Source organism: Micromonospora sp. NPDC020750 (assembly GCF_044334565.1).
Classification (GTDB): domain Bacteria; phylum Actinomycetota; class Actinomycetes; order Mycobacteriales; family Micromonosporaceae; genus Micromonospora.
In genome coordinates, this window is sequence record NZ_JBIRTH010000010.1 from 160,787 (window position 1) to 177,318 (window position 16,532).

At 73.9% G+C, this 16,532-nt stretch carries 13 protein-coding genes; all 13 read right to left on the reverse strand.

What is annotated here, in order from left to right:
* Window position 1 precedes the first annotated feature (1 nt).
* The 13 genes from ACH4T9_RS27330 to ACH4T9_RS27390 all read right to left on the reverse strand — a co-directional run bounded on the left by ACH4T9_RS27330 (window position 2) and on the right by ACH4T9_RS27390 (window position 16,521).
* On the reverse strand, window positions 2–1,690 hold the full coding sequence (locus tag ACH4T9_RS27330; RefSeq protein ID WP_396671938.1) for an ABC transporter permease: 1,689 nt from the start codon (window positions 1,688–1,690) through the stop codon (window positions 2–4).
* Complete coding sequence (locus tag ACH4T9_RS27335; RefSeq protein ID WP_396671939.1) at window positions 1,675–2,439, reverse strand: ABC transporter ATP-binding protein; 765 nt, start codon at window positions 2,437–2,439, stop codon at window positions 1,675–1,677. The genes ACH4T9_RS27330 and ACH4T9_RS27335 overlap by 16 nt, the downstream gene beginning before the upstream one ends.
* A gap of 130 nt (window positions 2,440–2,569) precedes the next feature.
* The gene (locus tag ACH4T9_RS27340; RefSeq protein ID WP_396671940.1) at window positions 2,570–4,237 is read right to left on the reverse strand and encodes a cation acetate symporter; all 1,668 of its coding nucleotides are present in this window, start codon (window positions 4,235–4,237) and stop codon (window positions 2,570–2,572) included.
* A 1-nt stretch (window position 4,238) separates the two neighbouring features.
* The gene (locus tag ACH4T9_RS27345; protein ID WP_396672079.1) at window positions 4,239–4,610 is read right to left on the reverse strand and encodes a hypothetical protein; all 372 of its coding nucleotides are present in this window, start codon (window positions 4,608–4,610) and stop codon (window positions 4,239–4,241) included.
* Between the two features lie 240 nt (window positions 4,611–4,850).
* Window positions 4,851–6,689 carry a DUF4153 domain-containing protein gene (locus ACH4T9_RS27350; protein WP_396671941.1) on the reverse strand — a complete coding sequence of 613 codons (1,839 nt, stop codon included), beginning with the start codon at window positions 6,687–6,689 and terminating at the stop codon, window positions 4,851–4,853.
* A 99-nt stretch (window positions 6,690–6,788) separates the two neighbouring features.
* The gene (locus ACH4T9_RS27355; RefSeq protein ID WP_396671942.1) at window positions 6,789–7,847 is read right to left on the reverse strand and encodes a sensor histidine kinase; all 1,059 of its coding nucleotides are present in this window, start codon (window positions 7,845–7,847) and stop codon (window positions 6,789–6,791) included.
* The gene (locus ACH4T9_RS27360; protein ID WP_396671943.1) at window positions 7,844–8,521 is read right to left on the reverse strand and encodes a response regulator transcription factor; all 678 of its coding nucleotides are present in this window, start codon (window positions 8,519–8,521) and stop codon (window positions 7,844–7,846) included. Before ACH4T9_RS27360 ends, ACH4T9_RS27355 begins: the two co-directional genes overlap by 4 nt.
* Before the next feature lie 171 nt (window positions 8,522–8,692).
* A complete protein-coding gene (locus tag ACH4T9_RS27365) occupies window positions 8,693–10,783 on the reverse strand; it encodes a carboxypeptidase regulatory-like domain-containing protein (protein WP_396671944.1) in 2,091 nt (696 codons plus the stop codon).
* A gap of 183 nt (window positions 10,784–10,966) precedes the next feature.
* A complete protein-coding gene (locus ACH4T9_RS27370; RefSeq protein ID WP_396672080.1) occupies window positions 10,967–11,701 on the reverse strand; it encodes a DUF5701 family protein in 735 nt (244 codons plus the stop codon).
* 73 nt (window positions 11,702–11,774) lie between these two features.
* Window positions 11,775–12,536 carry a LytR/AlgR family response regulator transcription factor gene (locus ACH4T9_RS27375; protein ID WP_396672081.1) on the reverse strand — a complete coding sequence of 254 codons (762 nt, stop codon included), beginning with the start codon at window positions 12,534–12,536 and terminating at the stop codon, window positions 11,775–11,777.
* 23 nt (window positions 12,537–12,559) lie between these two features.
* On the reverse strand, window positions 12,560–13,783 hold the full coding sequence (locus ACH4T9_RS27380; RefSeq protein ID WP_396671945.1) for a sensor histidine kinase: 1,224 nt from the start codon (window positions 13,781–13,783) through the stop codon (window positions 12,560–12,562).
* Window positions 13,784–13,823: 40 nt separating this feature from the next.
* Window positions 13,824–15,395, reverse strand: a complete 1,572-nt coding sequence (locus tag ACH4T9_RS27385; RefSeq protein WP_396672082.1) for a sugar transferase — start codon at window positions 15,393–15,395, stop codon at window positions 13,824–13,826.
* A gap of 265 nt (window positions 15,396–15,660) precedes the next feature.
* On the reverse strand, window positions 15,661–16,521 hold the full coding sequence (locus tag ACH4T9_RS27390) for an Fpg/Nei family DNA glycosylase (RefSeq protein ID WP_396671946.1): 861 nt from the start codon (window positions 16,519–16,521) through the stop codon (window positions 15,661–15,663).
* Window positions 16,522–16,532: the final 11 nt, after the last annotated feature.

Sequence of the window (16,532 nt, forward strand, 5' to 3'; positions counted from 1 at the left end):
GTCAGCGGCGCGGGGTGACGGCCGTCAGTAGCTCCGGGGCCCGCCGGTCCAGCACGTCCCCGGCCAGGTACGTCCCGAGCAGCGCCGCGCCCAGGCCGTACGCGAGGCCCAGCGGCAGGGCCAGCCAGAGCCAGGCATCGCCGAGCAGCGCCGCCGCGACCACCATCGGCACCGCGGCGACCGCCGACCCGATCATCGACACCACGGTGAGGAGGCCCTTCGCCAGCCCGGCCCCGCTGTTCATCGCGAACGGGTTGCTCGTCTCCGGCAGCGAGTACGCCCCGAGCACCGAGATGAGCGCGTTGATCGCCAGCCCCACCCCGTACGAGGCGAGCAGGGTGCCGGCCAGCAGGCCCAGCCACGCCGGCCGGCCCAGCACCACCGCCAGGACGACGGTGACGACGGCCAGGATCGGCAGCACGTACACCGAGAACGCCGCCGCCCGGGCACGCAGCTCCAGCCGGCCAGGCACCCCGGCGACGACGTTCGCCGCGTACGCGCTGCCGTCGAAGCCGAACTGGTTGGCCAGGGTGACCGAGGCGAGCACCCCGACGAAGAGGACCGAGAGGCTGGCCAGCACCGGGGAGGAGTTCGGGGCGGCGAACTCCATCCCGCTCTCCGCCGAGAAGCTCGTCCCGCCGAAGTTGACCATCACCGGCACGAAGATCCCGATCACCGCGAGCGTGATCAGGTTGGCCCGCCGCCGGGCGTCCCGCCACCAGTAGCGGCACTCCCGCGCGACCAGCGCGCCGAACCGGTCCCGCCGGGCCCAGCCGAGAGCCCGGGGGAAGAGTTGCGCCACCGCGCCGCCGACCGGGCCGCCGCGGGCCTTCGCCGTGCCCCCGCCGGCCGCCCCCACCATCGCCGACTCCAGCGACCGGGACCACCACCACAGCAGCGCCCCGATAGCCGCCGCCGTGATCAGCAGCTTCAGCGGGGCCGCCCACGCCCGCCCCTCGGCGACGTCGATGCCGACCGTCCACGGGGCGCCGAACGGGGTCCAGCCGACGACGCGGGCCACCCCGGTCAGCCGGTCCCAGTCGGCCTGTCGCATGGCGGCCAGCACCACGAGCTGCAACGGGCCCAGCAGCGCGGCGAGCACCGCGAGCAGTACGGCCGCCAGGTCACGTACCCTCCGTGACCGCAGCATCGTGGCGAACGCGCTGGTCACCGCCCGGCTCGCGGCGACGCAGAGGATCAGCCCGGCGGCCACCCCGACGGCAGCGACCAGCGCCGCCGCCCATCCGCCCAGCATGCCGGCGGTGAGCACCAGCCCGAGGGTCGCGATCAGCACCGCCACCGTCGGGACGCTGACCAGCGCGGCGGCGAGCAGCCCGGTGACCAGGGTGCGCCGGGTCAGCGGCAGCAGGGCGAACCGGGCCGGGTCGAGCGTCTCGTCCACGCCGAAGAAGACCAACGGCAGCAGCAGCCAGCCGAGCACCAGCAGGCCACCGCCGAACGCGGCGACCATCAGCGCGTACTTCGGCTCGCCGGCCAGCCCGGGGGCGGCCAGCAGGAAGAACCCGGTGGAGGCGAACCAGAGCCCGGCGACCACCCCGCCCACGAACATGGCGATCCGCCAGCCCTGGCCGCGGAAGTTGTTGCCCATCACCCGCAGCTTGAGCCGCACGAAGTGCCGGGCCGAGACCGGTCGGGCCCGCTCGGCGGGCGCGGTCACCGCGACAGCCACGCCAGCTCCTCGCCCGTCGCGGTGCGCCCGCCGACCACCTCGACGAACACGTCTTCCAGCGACCGGTCGCCGCGCACCTCGGAGAGGGTGCCGACCTGCTTGATCGTCCCCTCGGCGAGGATCGCCACGTGTGAGCAGAGCCGCTCCACGACCTCCATCACGTGACTGGAGAAGACCACCGTCCCGCCACCGACGACGTACCGGTGCAGGATGTCCCGGATCAGCGCCGCGGACACCGGGTCGACCGCCTCGAACGGCTCGTCGAGCACCAGCAGCCGGGGCCCGTGCAGCAGCGCGCAGGCCAGGCCGATCTTCTTCTTCATGCCGGCGGAGTAGTCCACCACCAGGGTCCGGCCGGCGTCGCCGAGGGCGAGCACGTCGAGCAGCTCCGCCGCCCGCTGGTCGACCACCGCCGGGTCCATGCCGCGCAACAGACCGTGGTACGCCAGCAGCTCCGCCCCGCTGAGCCGGTCGAACAGCCGCACGCCGTCCGGCATCACGCCGAGGAGCTGCTTGGCCCGGACCGGGTCCGCCCACACGTCGTGCCCGAGCACCCACGCCCCGCCCGCGTCCGGGCGGAGCAGCCCGACCGCCATGGACAGGGTGGTGGTCTTGCCGGCGCCGTTCGGGCCGAGCAGCCCGTAGAACGAGCCGGCCGGGACGTCGAGGTCGACGCCGGCCACCGCCACCTTGCCGTCGAACCGCTTGGCGAGGCCACGCAGCGCGAGCGCGGGGTGCTCATCAGTCATGGTCCGACGGTATCCGGCCGGGACGAGTGATCGCTCCCGCCACGGGACGAGCCTGGCCTCCTCCTGTGGCAGGAGGCGGGTCCGGCGCACGGCTGACCGGGCCGTCCAGGGAAAACACGCCCGGCGGGCGTCAGGAAGGGGACCTTCCCTCGGCGCGGAGCGCCTCGGGGGAGTGCAGGCGGAGCATGGTGCCGGCGATGTCGGCGGGGAGCCGGCGACGGGTCGCCGTCGACACCGCGACCATGACCGTGAAGGCGAGCGGGACGGTCCAGGCGGCCGGTTGGGTGGTGAGCGTGGCCGGCCAGCCGGACAGCGGCGGCCCGAGCACCGTCAGCAGCACCGCCCCGACGGCCGCGCCGCCGCCCACCAGCACCCCGGCGGCGGCGCCCACGTCGGTCAGGCCACGCCACCAGATGCCCAGCACCAGCAGCGGGCAGAAGCTGGACGCGGCGACCGCGAAGGCCAGCCCCACCACCTGGGAGACGTCCAACCCCGAGACGTTCAGCGCGAGCACCGTCGGCACCCCGCCCGCGATCACCGTGGCCAGCCGGAAACCGCGTACCGAGCCGCGCCCCAGCACGTCCGTGGAGATCACCCCGGCCACGCTGGTGAGCAGCCCGGACGAGGTGGACAGGAACGCGGCGAACGCCCCGGCGGCGACCAGCGCGGCGAGCAGCCGGCCGGTCGTGCCGTCCCCGAGCGCCGCCCCGGGCAGCAGCACCACCACCGCGTCGGTCTGCCCGGTGACCAGCAGTTGCGGGGTGTAGATCCGGCCCAGCACCCCGTACAGGGTGGGCAGCAGGTAGAACGCGCCCACCAGGGCCAGCACCACCAGGGTCGTGCGTCGGGCCGCCGCGCCGTCCGGGTTGGTGTAGAACCGGACGAGCACGTGCGGCAGCCCCATGGTGCCCAGGAACGTGGCCAGGATCAGCGAGTACGTGGCGAACAGCCCCCGGTCGTCGTCCCCGGCGGTGTCCGGGAGCAGCCAGTCGGCGGCTTCGGTGGCGGTGCCGGAGACCTGCGGCACCGGGTCTCCGGCCGCGAAGTCGAGACGGTCGCCGGGGCGTACCTCCCGGGCCTCCCGGGCGTCGCCGTCGGGGAAGGTGAGGGTCGCCCGGTGCTCGACCACGACGGTGGTCGCGGTCCGGAACGCCGGCCCGTCGGGCGGGGTCACCGCCGGGCGGGCGTCGGCCTGCCACTGCAACACCAGGAAGATCGCGGGTACGGCGAGCGCGGTGAGCTTCAGCCAGTACTGGAACGCCTGGACGAAGGTGATCGCCCGCATCCCGCCCAGCGCCACGTTCGCGGTGACCACCACCGCCACCAGCACCGCACCGACCGGGTACGCCGCTCCGGTCAGCGTGGCCAGGGTCAGCCCCGCCCCCTGTAGCTGCGGCACCAGGTACAGCCAGCCGATGAAGATCACGAACACGGTGGCCAGGGTGCGCAGCCGGCGCGAGCCGAGCCGCAGCTCGCAGAAGTCCGGCAGGGTGAACGCGCCGGACCGGCGCAGCGGCGCGGCCACGAACAGCAGCAGCGCAAGATAGCCGGCGGCGAAGCCGACCGGGTACCAGAGCACGTCCACGCCGTACTTGAGGATCAGCCCGGCCACGCCGAGGAAGCTCGCCGCCGACAGGTACTCCCCGCCGATCGCGGCGGCGTTCCAGGTCGGGCTGACCGAGCGGGAGGCGACCAGGAAGTCGGAGGTGGTGCGGGCCAGCCGCAGCCCGTAGAAGCCGATCCCGAGGGTGACCAGGGTGACCGCGACGATCGCCGGGACGACGTACCCGTTGCCCATCTCAGCGCTCCGGCCGCTGGACCAGGTCGGTGAAGTCCTGCTCGTTGCGCTCCGCCAGCCGCACGTACGCCCACCCGACCGCGATCAGGAACGGGAAGGACGCCACCCCCAGCAGCAGCCAGGGCAGGTTCACCCCGAACACGGTGACCCGGCCGACCGCCGGCGCGATGGCGAACAGCCAGGGCAGGCCGCCCAGCCCGATCAGCACCACCAGGCTCAGCCGCAGCGCCAACGCGAGCTGGGCCCGGACCAGCCCCCGGACCAGGGCCTCCCCCACCCGGGTCTGCTGGGCCAGCTCGGCCCGGGCCCGGTCCGCGTCGGGCTCCCGGCGGGACACCTCGGCCAGCACGACCCGGGTCCGGCCCGGCGCCACCGACGTCCGGCCCGAGGTCTCGGTCGGGGCGACCGGTGACCCGGCCGGGCCCGGGGCCCGGGGTGGCGGTACGGGATCGTCAGGTGCGGCCACCCCGGCAGTCTCGCCCGATCGGCGGGATTGTCAAGGGCGTTCGTGCGGGACGCTCAGGGCCACGGTCTTCTCATGTCGTGGCTCGTCCTTGGGGTGGCCGTCCGCCGTACGGGGCCGCTGTCCATCGGGCCGTCCGCGTGTCGGTCCTCACCTCAGCCGCGGCGGAAGGGTGGGGCAGCTCAGGGCCGTCGCCCCGGTCGGCGACAGGTCCAGCAGGTCACGGGCCGCAGCCCGGCCCAGGTTGGCCGTCCGGACGTGGTCGACCGGCAGATCGAGGGCGATGTTCCACAACGCGCAGGAGCGCAGCGGCTCGGGCAGCCGGTCCAGCGCCGGCACCGCGTCGGCGGAGAGCCGGGAGGCGTACTGCACGTCGATCATTCCGGTCAGCCGGTACCGGTCGACGTTGCGCTCGGCGATCAGCCGGTCCGGGTTGACGGCCGCCAACCCGAGCAGGGCGAGCACCGCCGTACCCACCACCAGCGGCGGCAGCCAGTTGGCCCGCAGGCGTACCACGGCCACGCCGACCAGGATGAACAGCACCCCGAGCCACAGCTCGACGGCGGCCACCATCAGCCGCAGCCGGGTCGCCCCGTAGGCGTCGGCGTACACCTGCATCCGGTGCAGCGCCGAGACGACCACGACCAGGCTGAGTGCGGTGAGCGTGCCGAGCAGGAGCCGGAACAGGAGCCGGTCGGCCCGGGTGGTCCGGGGTGCCCAACGGGTGGCCCCGGCGATCACCAGCAGGGTGAGGGCGGCGACCGCCAGCAACTGCCAGAAGCCGCCGCGGCCGTACTGGGCGTAGCTGAGGCCGGCGGTGCGCAGCACGTGGGCGGAGCCGCCGAACAGCACGGTGAGCTGCACCAGTACGAACGCGGCGAACAGCGCGTCGAGCAGGGCCAGCGGCACCACCCACTCCAGTCGGCGCACGGGCTGGGCCGGGGCGGCCCGCAGCCCGTCCAGGTCGGCGGGCGCCGCCAGCAGGTACGCCGCGCCGAGCAGGCCGGCGCCGATCAGCGCGCAGCGGAACAGCCAGCCGATCGTCGCGCCCACCGACACCTCGGGCAGCAGGCCCGTCACCAGGTCGGCGAAGACCGCGTCGGCCGAGGAGAAGAGCAGGCCGAAGACGAGCAGCAGCGCCACCGAGGCGGCGACGGTGGCGAGGCCGCGCCCGACCGTCGACCCGCCGGGGCCGGACCGGGGCAGCCCGCGTCCCGCCCAGGGGAGCGCCCGGAAGGGGGCCGCCGGGGTGATCCAGGCGGCCGTGAGCATGCCCAGTGGCGTCCGGCCACCCACCACGGCGAGGACGCCGGTGACCACGGCGGCGAGCAGGCAGAGCACGAAGAGCCAGCCGGCCGCCCGGACGTACCCGACCGAGACGAGCGCGATGGTGGCGACGGCCCAGACCAGCCGGTCCGGTGCCAGCCTCGGTGCCCGGCCTTCCGCCCGGTCCGGTGCCTGATCCGCCGCCCGCCCCGGCGCCCCCGTGGCGTCGGGACGGTCGGCGGACCCGGCAGCCGCCCCGGGCCGGGCGGTCGTCTCGGGGGAGATGCCGGTGCCGGCAGTCGCCTCCGGAAGGACCATCGTGCCGGGCGGTGGACCGGACGCCGGGCCGGGCGTCGAGCCGTCCGGTGCGGGGTCCCGGCGTCCCGTGCCGGCCGTGACGAGCGCGGCGGTCGCGGCGAGCACCGCCACCAGCCAGCCGAGCCCGGGTCGGTCGAAGGGGACGAAGAACGCCGCCACCCCGGCGGCCACGGCCACCGCGCCGAGCACCACGGGCCGGGCCGGGCCGTTCGGCCCGGGCCACCGCCGCTCTAGAAAGGACGGCGGCCGGGGCGGCACCCCGGTCTGGTGCGGCACCCCGGTCTGGGGCCGTACTCCTGGCTGTGGCGGCATTCCTGGCTGTGGCGTCCCGGGGGCGACCTGGCCCCCGCCGCCCGCCACCACGACCTGCTGCCCGGTTCCGGCCGCCGCTTTCCCATCGATCATGGACTCGTGCTGAGGTACGTCTGCTGATTTGTCGCTCATGTCGGGCACCGCAACTCCTTGATCGACGCCGAGGGGAGAGGAGGGAGGGGGAAGGGAGGGTCAGGGGTGCGCGGGGTGGGGGAGGGACACCCGGATGCGGCAGCCGGGGTGGGAGCCCGGGTGGGGCGGATCGGGGTCCAGGACGGCGATGGCACCGCCGTGCAGCTCCACCACCCAGCGCGCGATCGCCAGGCCCAGCCCGGTCCCGCCGCCCCGCGACCGGTCGCCCCGGGTGAACCGCTCGAACACCCGGGACCGCTCGGCGACCGGGATGCCCTCGCCCTCGTCGGTGACCTCGAAGTGCAGGTGGCCGTCCCGCTCCTCCGCGCTGACCAGCACCGTCCCGCCCGTCGGGCTGTGCTGGGCGGCGTTGTCCAGCAGGTTGGCGAAGACCTGGTGCAGCCGCGCCGGGTCCGCGTACACGGTCAGCGGGGCCGGCAGCGGGTCGAGCCGGAAGCGGACGTCCCGCCCCACCCCGGCGGCGGTCGCCGCCGCGTGTTCCACGGCCTCGTCGAGGAAGTCGGCGACGTCGATCTGCGTCCGGCGCAGCGGCACCACCCCGGCGTCCAGCCGGGACAGGTCGAGCAGGTCGGCGACGAGGTAACTGAGCCGCTCGGTCTGGGCCAGCGCGGTGCGCAGCGCCGCCGGTTCGGTCGGGGCGACGCCGTCGACCAGGTTCTCCAGCACCCCCCGCAGCGCGGTGATCGGCGTACGCAGCTCGTGCGAGACGTTCGCGATCAGCTCCCGCCGGCGCTGGTCGGCCGCGGCGAGGTCGGCGGCCATCTTGTTGAACGCGTGGGCCAGCTCGCCGACCTCGTCGCGGGAGGTGGCCCGGACCCGCCGGGAGTAGTCGCCCCGCGCCATCGCACCGGCCGCCGTCGTCATCTCCCGCAGCGGGGAGGTCATCCCGTGCGCGAGCACCTGCGAGGTGATCAGGGCCAGGCCGATCGCCGTCGCCGAGGTCATCGGGGGCAGCCAGCCGATGGCGTACCAGAAGTAGGACAGGCCGGCGGCACCCGAGGTGACCAGCAGGACGCCCAGCTTCACCTTGATCGAGCGGACCGGGTCGAGCGGCCGGGGCAGCACCCGGTTCAGCCACGTCACGAGGCGCTCGGTCACGACTGTGTCTCCAGCGCGTAGCCGACGCCGTGCACGGTGCGGATCAGGTCCGCGCCGAGCTTGCGGCGCAGTGCCTTCACGTGGCTGTCGACCGTCCGGGTGCCGCCGCCTTCCGCCCAACCCCACACGTCGGCGAGCAGTTGCTCCCGGGGCAGCACCGCGCGCGGCCGGCCGGCGAGATGCACCAGCAGGTCGAACTCGGTGGGGGTCAGGTGCACCTCGGCGCCGTTGCGCAGCACCCGGCGCTCGGCCTGGTTGACCTCGATGTCGCCGATCGTCAGCGTCGAGGGCCCGGCGGCAGCCGCCCGCTCGACCCGGCGCAGCAGCACGTGCACCCGGGCGGCCAACTCCCGCATCGAGAACGGCTTGGTGAGGTAGTCGTCCGCCCCCACGGCCAGCCCCACGAGCAGGTCGGTCTCGTCGTCGCGGGCGGTCAGCATGAGGACGGGCACCGGCCGGTCGCCCTGGATCCGCCGGCACACCTCCAGGCCGTCGAAGCCCGGCAGCATGACGTCGAGGACGACGAGATCGGGCCGCCACGTCCGGAACCGGTCCACGGCGGTGGGCCCGTCCCCGGCGATCTCCACCGTGAAGCCCTCGGCCCGCAGCCGGGTGGCGACCGACTCGGCGATCGTCCGCTCGTCCTCGACCACCAGCACCCTGCGTTCCCTCATGGGAGGTGACTGTAGGCAGGGGCCGTGGAGAACGGTGGGGCGCGTTGTGAACAACCTGTGGAGAACTCTCCACACCCTGTGGATAACCCGGTGGACAACGCGGTGGGTGATGCGTTGGTGACGCGGAACGGGGCCGGTGGCAGCGCGCCACCGGCCCCGCGACGTGCCCGCTCAGCTCGTCGGGACGACCAGGTTCGCGGAGAGCGTGCCGGTGGCCGGCACGGTGAACAGCGCCAGCCTGCGGGTACCGTCCTCCCCCGTCACCAGGTACCGGCCGGAGTGTTCCTGCCCGTCCGCGGAGGTCACGTCGTAGGTGAAGTAGATCCGCTGCCGGCCGCTCACCTGAATGGTGAACCGGCCGTTGGAGAGCCAGCCCGGGCCCGCCACGTCCCCGGTGTCCGCGCTGCGGGCGATCACCCAGCCGTCGCGGAACGGCACGCCGTCCTGGTTGGTGAACGTGCCCTCCACCGTGCTGCCCCGACGCATGGTGGTGTCATGGGTGGCGGTGTCCCCGGCGGTCACCGTCACCGGGGTGGCGGCGAACCTGCTGACCGCGTTCCCCGACCAGTGGGTGGCGTACGGGTTCTTGCTGAACACCAGCGGCCAGGCGTACGGGCCGAGCCGGCCGAGGGTGTACCGGCCGTTCTCGTCCGTCGTCACGTCGCTGACGCCCACCCCGGGGTGACCGGTCAGCACGGACACGTCGACGTCCTGGACGGGTTCGCCGGTCACCGAGTCGGTCACCGTGCCGCTGACCCTGCCCGCCCGGTCCAGCTGGACCTGCGGCCCGGCGCTCACCGCGCCCACGGCCGCGCTGACCGTCGCAGCCTGCCGTTCGTCGCCGGTGCCGCCCGTGGCTCCCACCCACTGCCGGCCGTACTCCGAGTCGCCGCCCGGGTCGGCGAAGAGCCGGTACGTCCCGCCCGTGAGCGGTCCGACCCGGATGCTGCCGGTGTGGTCGCTGCACCTGTCGTGCCCGTCGGTCAGGGCGGCCTGCTTGTTCAGGAAGGCGTTGACGCAGACCCCGGCCAGCGGTGCGCCGGTGGCCCGGTCGACGACGGTGGTGGTGATGGTGGCCCCCGGGCGCAGCTTCGGGGCGAGCGCGGTGGTCTGGTTGGCGATCACCCGGACGGCGAGTTCCCGGGAGAAGTGCGATTTGTTCGGGGCGTACAGGAAGAGGTCGTGCCGGCCCTGCGGCAGGCCGGTGAGGGTGGCCTGACCGGTGCTGCTGCAAATATCGTTGGAGTTGGAGCTGACGCAGAACCTGGACACGGGCGCGCCGGTGACCGAGTCCACGGCGGAGATCCGCACCGACCCGGTGCCGAGGAGGCTGTCCTCGATGCTGGTCTGCTTACCGCCCCGCACCACCACCACGGCTGCGCTCTCGTGGTTGAGCTTGCCCCGGTGGTACTGCTCCCGGTCACCCTTGGTGAAGCGCACCTTGTACGAGCCGGCGAGCAGCGTCGGGACCGTGAAGGCGCCCGTCGCGTCGGTCTGCGTGTCGGCCCCGCCGTACTGGTTGACTGTGGTCACCGAGACCTCGGCGGAGGTCAGCGGCGCTCCGGACGCGGTGGTGAACCGGCCGGAGAGGCTGCCGGTCGGCAGCACCGTTTCGTCGACCACGGTGTCCGCGCCGGAGGTGACCTCGAACTGGCCGGCGTCTTCCCGGTCGATCTTCCCCGGCACGTACTGCGTCTGGTAGACGCCCTCGATCGGATCGAAGGAGATCAGGTACCGGCCGGGCAGGGCGGCGAACCGGTACCGGCCGTCGGCGTCGGTCCGCCCGCCGGCCCACTTGTAGGTGTCGACCTCGTTGGCGTTGACGAGGAAGTCGGCGACCGGTTGGCCCGCCGTGTCGGTGATCCGCCCGGTCAGGAAGCCGGTCGGCAGGAGCTGGTCGTCGGCGGTGGCCGTCTCCCCGGCGGTGACGGTCACCTCGTCGGCGTCCCGCCGATCCGACTTCTGCCGGTAGTACTGCTCCGGGTGCTCCTGCGGGGTGAAGCCGACGACGTACCGGCCGGCGTCCAGGCCGGTGACGGTCCAGTTGCCGTCGCTGTCGGTGTAGGTCCAGTCGGCTGGCTCGTAGCTGCCGCTGGGGTACACCTGGACCGGAACCTCGGCGGCCCCGGCTCCGCTGCTGGTGGTCAGCCGCCCGCTGACCGTGCCGGTCTCCGCCGCCAGCGCCGGGGTCGCCCCGGACAGCACGACAGCACCGACGACGACGCCCACGAGGGCGGCGCGACGTGTGAGGGGAAGGCGCATCTGCGTCCAAACGTGAGGGGGTGGGGGCGTCCACGGCAGGCTCCGCCCGCACCGACCCTGCCCCCGTGCCGGAATCGGTAGCAGCAGGATAGGCGAGCGATCATCGATGCGTCATCGGGAAAAAGGCGTCGCCGGTGGTGTGGCTGCGCCGCGTGGCGGGGAACGTCGCCCGCTTCCGGCACCTCAGTCCAGGCCGATCCGTTCGGGGCGGGCGGAGGCGGAGCCGAGCCAGGTGTGCGGGTTGCCGTGCCAGCACCAGCCCAGCTTCGGCGCACCCTGGCTGATCCACAGCGCCGGCACCCGCCGGTCGCCGCAGCGGGACCCGACCAGCGAGAAGCACCGGTTGCTCGCCAGCGCGGCCGGGAACTGCGTGACGAGGGCGATCCCCTCGTCGATGGTGATCGGCAACCGGTCGACGGCCGCCATCGCGTCCACGGCGGCGGCGGGGGTCACGTTGCGGAACTCCTCCCCCCGGTCGACGTCGAAGAGCAGGTACGCCGGCCCGGCCGGCAGCCCCAGCTCCTTGACCGGCTCGAACCTCGGCAGGTCTGCCAGGGGGAAGTTCTTGTCGAGGAAGCCGGGCCTGCGCTTGCCGGCGAGGGTGGTCAGCGCGAGGCGGTCCGGCACGGGCACGAGGTCGCGGGTGACCACGAGCAGGAACGGCACCCGCGCCTCGGTGGGCGGGGGCAGCGTGGCTGCGCCGGCCACGGCGGCGACCCGCAGCGGCGTGACCAGCTCGGTGAACCGGTCGACGGTCCAGCCGGCGAGGGCCGGGTAGCCGAGGCGGACGAGATTGGCGACCTGCCGGTCGAACTCGGCGCCGGGGTCGAAGCCGCCGGGTTCGATGAGGACGGTGCGGTCCAGGTCGGAGCTGCGGCCCGCGTCGGCGGTGCGGTGGGTGTCGGCGGTGTGGTCCATGGCGGTCACGGTGGCCTCCCGGGAGTCGTACGTCTACCGTACAACGTACGGCAGCGTTCCGGTTGTTCCCGGCTCAGCGGTTCCAGTCCTGCTTGGCGGCGCGGACCAGCTTGTCCTTCAGCTCCCTGGTGTGCCGTCGGCTCACCGGCAGCTCCGTGCCGTCGAGCACCACGACGTAGCCGGAGTTGACCAGGCGCAGCTCGGCGATCAGCTTCAACTGCACCAGGTACGACCGGTGGATGCGCACGAACCCCGCGTCCGCCCAGCGCTCGGCGAGGGTGGCCAGCGAGACCCGGACCAGGTGCGAACCGTCGGCGGTGTGCAGCCGGGCGTAGTCGCCCTGCGCCTCCACCCAGCGCACCGCCGAGCGGGGCAGCATCCGGGTGGTGCCGGCCAGCTCGACCGGGATCGTCGGGTCATCCTCCGCCCGGGCCAGCGCCGCCGGGTGCGCCGGCACCACGCGGGAGCCGACCACCCGGCGCAGCGACTCGGCCAGCCGCTCGGCCAGCACCGGCTTGCGTACGTAGTCCGTCGCGCCGAGGTCGAAGGCGTCCACCGCGCCGTCGTCGTACGCGGTGACGAAGACGATCGCCGGGGGCCGGGCGAAGCGGCGCAGCACCCGGGCCAGCTCCATGCCGTCCAGCCCGGGCATCCGGATGTCCAGGAAGACCACGTCCACGTCGGCGTCGCGGAGCACCCGCAGCGCCTCCGTGGCGTCCCCGGCCGTGTGCAGCCGGGCCACCCTGGGGTCCGCCCGCAGGTGGTACGCCAGCTCGTCCAGCGCCGGCGGCTCGTCGTCGACCGCCAGCACCCGGAGGAAGGCGCCGGTGGCCAGGCCTGCGGGGCCGGGCCGGTCGCTCACGAGCCCGCCCGCACGCCGGGGTGGAACTTCGGCACCCGCATGCTCACCTTCGTACCGGAGCCGAGGCCGGTCTCGACGACCAGGCCGAACCGGTCCCCGAAGGCCGAACGGAGCCGCTCGTCGACGTTGGAGAGGCCGACGTGCTGGCCCGGGTCGTCGGTCGGGTCGCTGCCGGCCCCGGCCAGCTCGGCGATCCCGGCGGTCAGCGTCGTCGGGTCCATGCCCACTCCGTCGTCCTCCACCGTGATGTGGCACTCGGCACCCGCGTCCCGGGCCTCGATGCTCACCATGCCGGTGCCGGGCTTGCGGGACAACCCGTGACGGACGGCGTTCTCCACCAGCGGCTGGAGGCAGAGGAACGGCAGCGTCACCGGCAGCACCTCCGGGGCGATCTGCAACCGCACCTGGAGCCGATCGCCGAACCGGGCCCGCTCGATGGTCAGGTACCGGTCGATCGAGCGCAGCTCCTCGGCCAGGGTCGTGAACTCGCCGTGCGCGCGGAACGAGTACCGGGTGAACTCGGCGAACTCCAGGATCAGCTCCCGGGCCCGCTCCGGGTCGGTCCGGACGAACGAGCCGATCGCGGTCAGCGCGTTGTAGATGAAGTGCGGGCTGATCTGGGCGCGCAGCGCGCGCACCTCGGCCCGGGCCAGCCGCTCCCGGGAGGCGTCCAGCTCGGCCAGGGCGAGCTGGTTGCCGGCCCAGTGGGCGGTCTCCAGGGTGGCCTGCACCAGCCCCGGCGCGGGCGGGCCGTCGGCGACCGCGACCAGTGCCCCGACCACCCGGCCGTCGGCGCGCAACGGGGCGACCACCGCGCCCCGGACCGGGCAGTCGACCCGGTCGCAGTGCAGCTCCGGCTCCCCCAGCACGGTCGACCGCCCGCCGGACACCGCCCGCCGGGCCGCCGCGACGAGCTGGTCGGTGTGGTGCGTCCCGCGTCCGTCGAGGGCGAGCAGGGTCTCCCGGTCCGTGAGGGCCAGCCCGGCCGCCCCGACCAGGGCACGCAGGTGGCGTACGGCCTTCGCCGCGCCCGCCGCGCTCAGGCCGGCCCGCAGCGGCTCGGCGGCCAGCCCGGCAGTGTGCAGCACCTCGTAGGTGGCCCGCTGGGTGGCGGTGGCGATGCCCCGCCGGGCGCGCAGCCGGACCACCGCGTACAGCGCCGCGGCCAGCGCGGTGCCGAGCGAGACCACGCCGACGACGGCGGATATGTTGCCAGCCACGCAGCGATCCTGGCCTGTCCCGCCCGCTACGCCAAGCCCGTCAGTACGCGCCCCTGCTCGCCAGCACGACGCCCACCGTGCGCCACAGGATGCTCAGGTCGTACGCCAGGGACCAGTTGTCGACGTAGTAGAGGTCCAGCCGGACCGATTCGTCCCAGGACAGGTCGGATCGGCCGGAGACCTGCCACAGCCCGGTCATGCCCGGCCGGACCAGCAGCCGGCGGCGTACGTCGCCGAGGAAGTCGCCGTCGTCGGCGGGCAACGGACGCGGCCCGACCAGCGACATCTCGCCCCAGAGCACGTTGATCAGTTGGGGCAGCTCGTCCAGCGAGGAGGCCCGCAGGAAGCGGCCCACCGGGAAGACCCGGGGATCCTGCTTCATCTTGAACAGCATGCCGTCGGTTTCGTTCTGGTCGACCAGGCCGGCCAGCCGGTCCTCGGCGTCGACGTACATGGTGCGGAACTTCCACACCCGGAACGTGCGGCCCTCGTGGCCGACCCGGGGCTGGCGGAAGAAGACCGGGCCGGGGTCGGAGAGCCGGATCGCGGCCCCGACGGCCAGGAAGACCGGGACGAGCAGGAGCAGGCCGAGCCCGGCGGCGACCCGGTCCATCAGGTTCTTGACCAGCAGCGCCGGGCCCGACAGGGTCGGCTCCTCGACGTGCAGCAGCGGCAGCCCCTCGATCGGGCGGATGTGCACCCGGGGGCCGGCGATGTCGGTGAGCTGCGGGGCCACCACCAGGTCGACGCCGGAGCCCTCCAACTGCCAGGCCAGCCGGCGCAGCTCGCCCGGCTCGGCGCTGGCCGAGCCGCAGACCGCGATCGTGTCGCCGCCGACCTCCCGGACCAGGGCGAGGATGTCCCGGCCGGCGTACACCGGGACCGGGGTCTGCATGCCCCGGGCGGCGGCGTACCCGTCGGTGATGTAGATGGCCACCGGCACGAGCCCGGCGCTCGGGTTGCGGGTGACCGCCGTGTAGACCTCCAGGCACTCGGGGAGCGTCCCCACCAGCACCATCCGGTGCCCGGCCTGGCCGACCCGGCGGCGGATCGCGTGCAGCGTGGAACGGGCCAGGATGCGGCCGAACAGGATCAGCACCAGGGCGCCGAGCAGCGCGAAGCCGACTGTCCACCGGGAGAGCTGCGTCACAGTGGCGAAGGCGAGGAAGGAGACGGTCGCGGCGACCGCCACGCCGCCCCGGATCACCCGCTTGAACTCGTCCGGGCCCAGGCCCAGGTAGCGCCGGTCGTACGCCCGATTGCCCCACAGGAGCACCACCCAGCCGAGCGGCAGCAGGCCGAAGGCGACCGTGTAGAACCAGGTGGGGTTTTCCTTCACGCCGTAGAAGCCGGAGGCGGCCTGGTCGAAGATCTGGATGGCGAGGAAGCTCGCCAGCGCCGCCGCCCCGAAGTCGAGCAGGAGCAGGGCGGCCGTGTAGGGGCGGTGCCAGCGGGATACTCGTCGGCGGGCCCGGGCCCAGGCCGACCGGGGCACGCCGTTGTGTGACGGCGGTGTCGGCGGCTGGATCTCGAAGCTGTCGACGTGCCGCACGAGTTCGCTCCGGCCTTCGTTGGTTACCGGGCGCTGGAGGCTTGTCGTCACCTCACCCATGTCCTCCCGCATGACACGCGCCACTCACTCGCAGTGAGGGCTCGGGTCGCCCACCGTTCAGTTTCCCACGCGGGGTCCGCACCGGATGTAGACCCGAGGGACTTCTCGCCCGGTGTGCCGCGCAGGATCCGGCCGGCTCCACCTCAGGTGCGAAAGCCGGGGACCGAGCCACTATACCGATGGATGGCGGCCCCGGTAGAGGCGCGGACCGGGAGGATCGGGGCTCGCCCGGCGATTCCACTCCGTAACACCCCCTCTTCGTCACTCAGCGTACGAGGCGCGACAGCCGACGGTCAGCGAGGGGCTTGCCGCCGGTCTGACAGGTGGGGCAGTACTGGAGGCTGGAATCGGCGAAGGAGACCTCCCGCACGGTGTCGCCGCAGACCGGACAGGGCAACCCTGTCCGGGCGTGCACGGTCAGCCCGGACCGCTTCTCGCCCTTCAACTCCGCCGCCTTTTGTCCCAGTGAGCGGGACACCGCGTCGCCCAGCACCCGGCCGGTCGCCTCGTGCAGGGCGGCGACCTGTTCGTCGGTCAGCCGGTCGGACAGCGCGAACGGGGACAACCGCGCGGCGTGCAGGATCTCGTCGGAGTACGCGTTGCCCACCCCGGCCAGCACCGTCTGGTCGGTCAGCACCCCCTTGACCTGCCCCCGCCGGCTGCGCAGCCGGCCGGCGAAGGTGTCCAGGTCGGCGGCGAGCGCGTCCGGGCCGAGCTTCGCCACCCCGGGCACCGCCGCCGGGTCGGTGACCAGGTACGCGGCCAGCTTCTTCTGGGTGCCCGCCTCGGTCAGGTCGAAGCCGGAGCCGTCGTCGAGCCGGACCCGCAGGGCGATCGGCCCCTTGCCGGGGCGCAACGGCCCGCCGGAGGGAAACGACTCCCGGTAGTGCAGCCAGCCAGCCCGGGCCAGGTGCACCACCAGGTGCAGGTCGTCGCCGAAGACCAGGTCGAGGAACTTGCCGTGCCGCCGGGCGTCGGTCACCGTACGGCCCGACACGGCGGCCGGTGCCGGCTCGTACGTCTTCAGGGCGCTGATCGCGGCGACCTCGACCCGGTCGACACGCCGCCCCACCGCGCGCTCCCGCAGGTAGCCGGCGAGCGCTTCCACCTCGGGAAGTTCAGGCATCAGCCAACGGT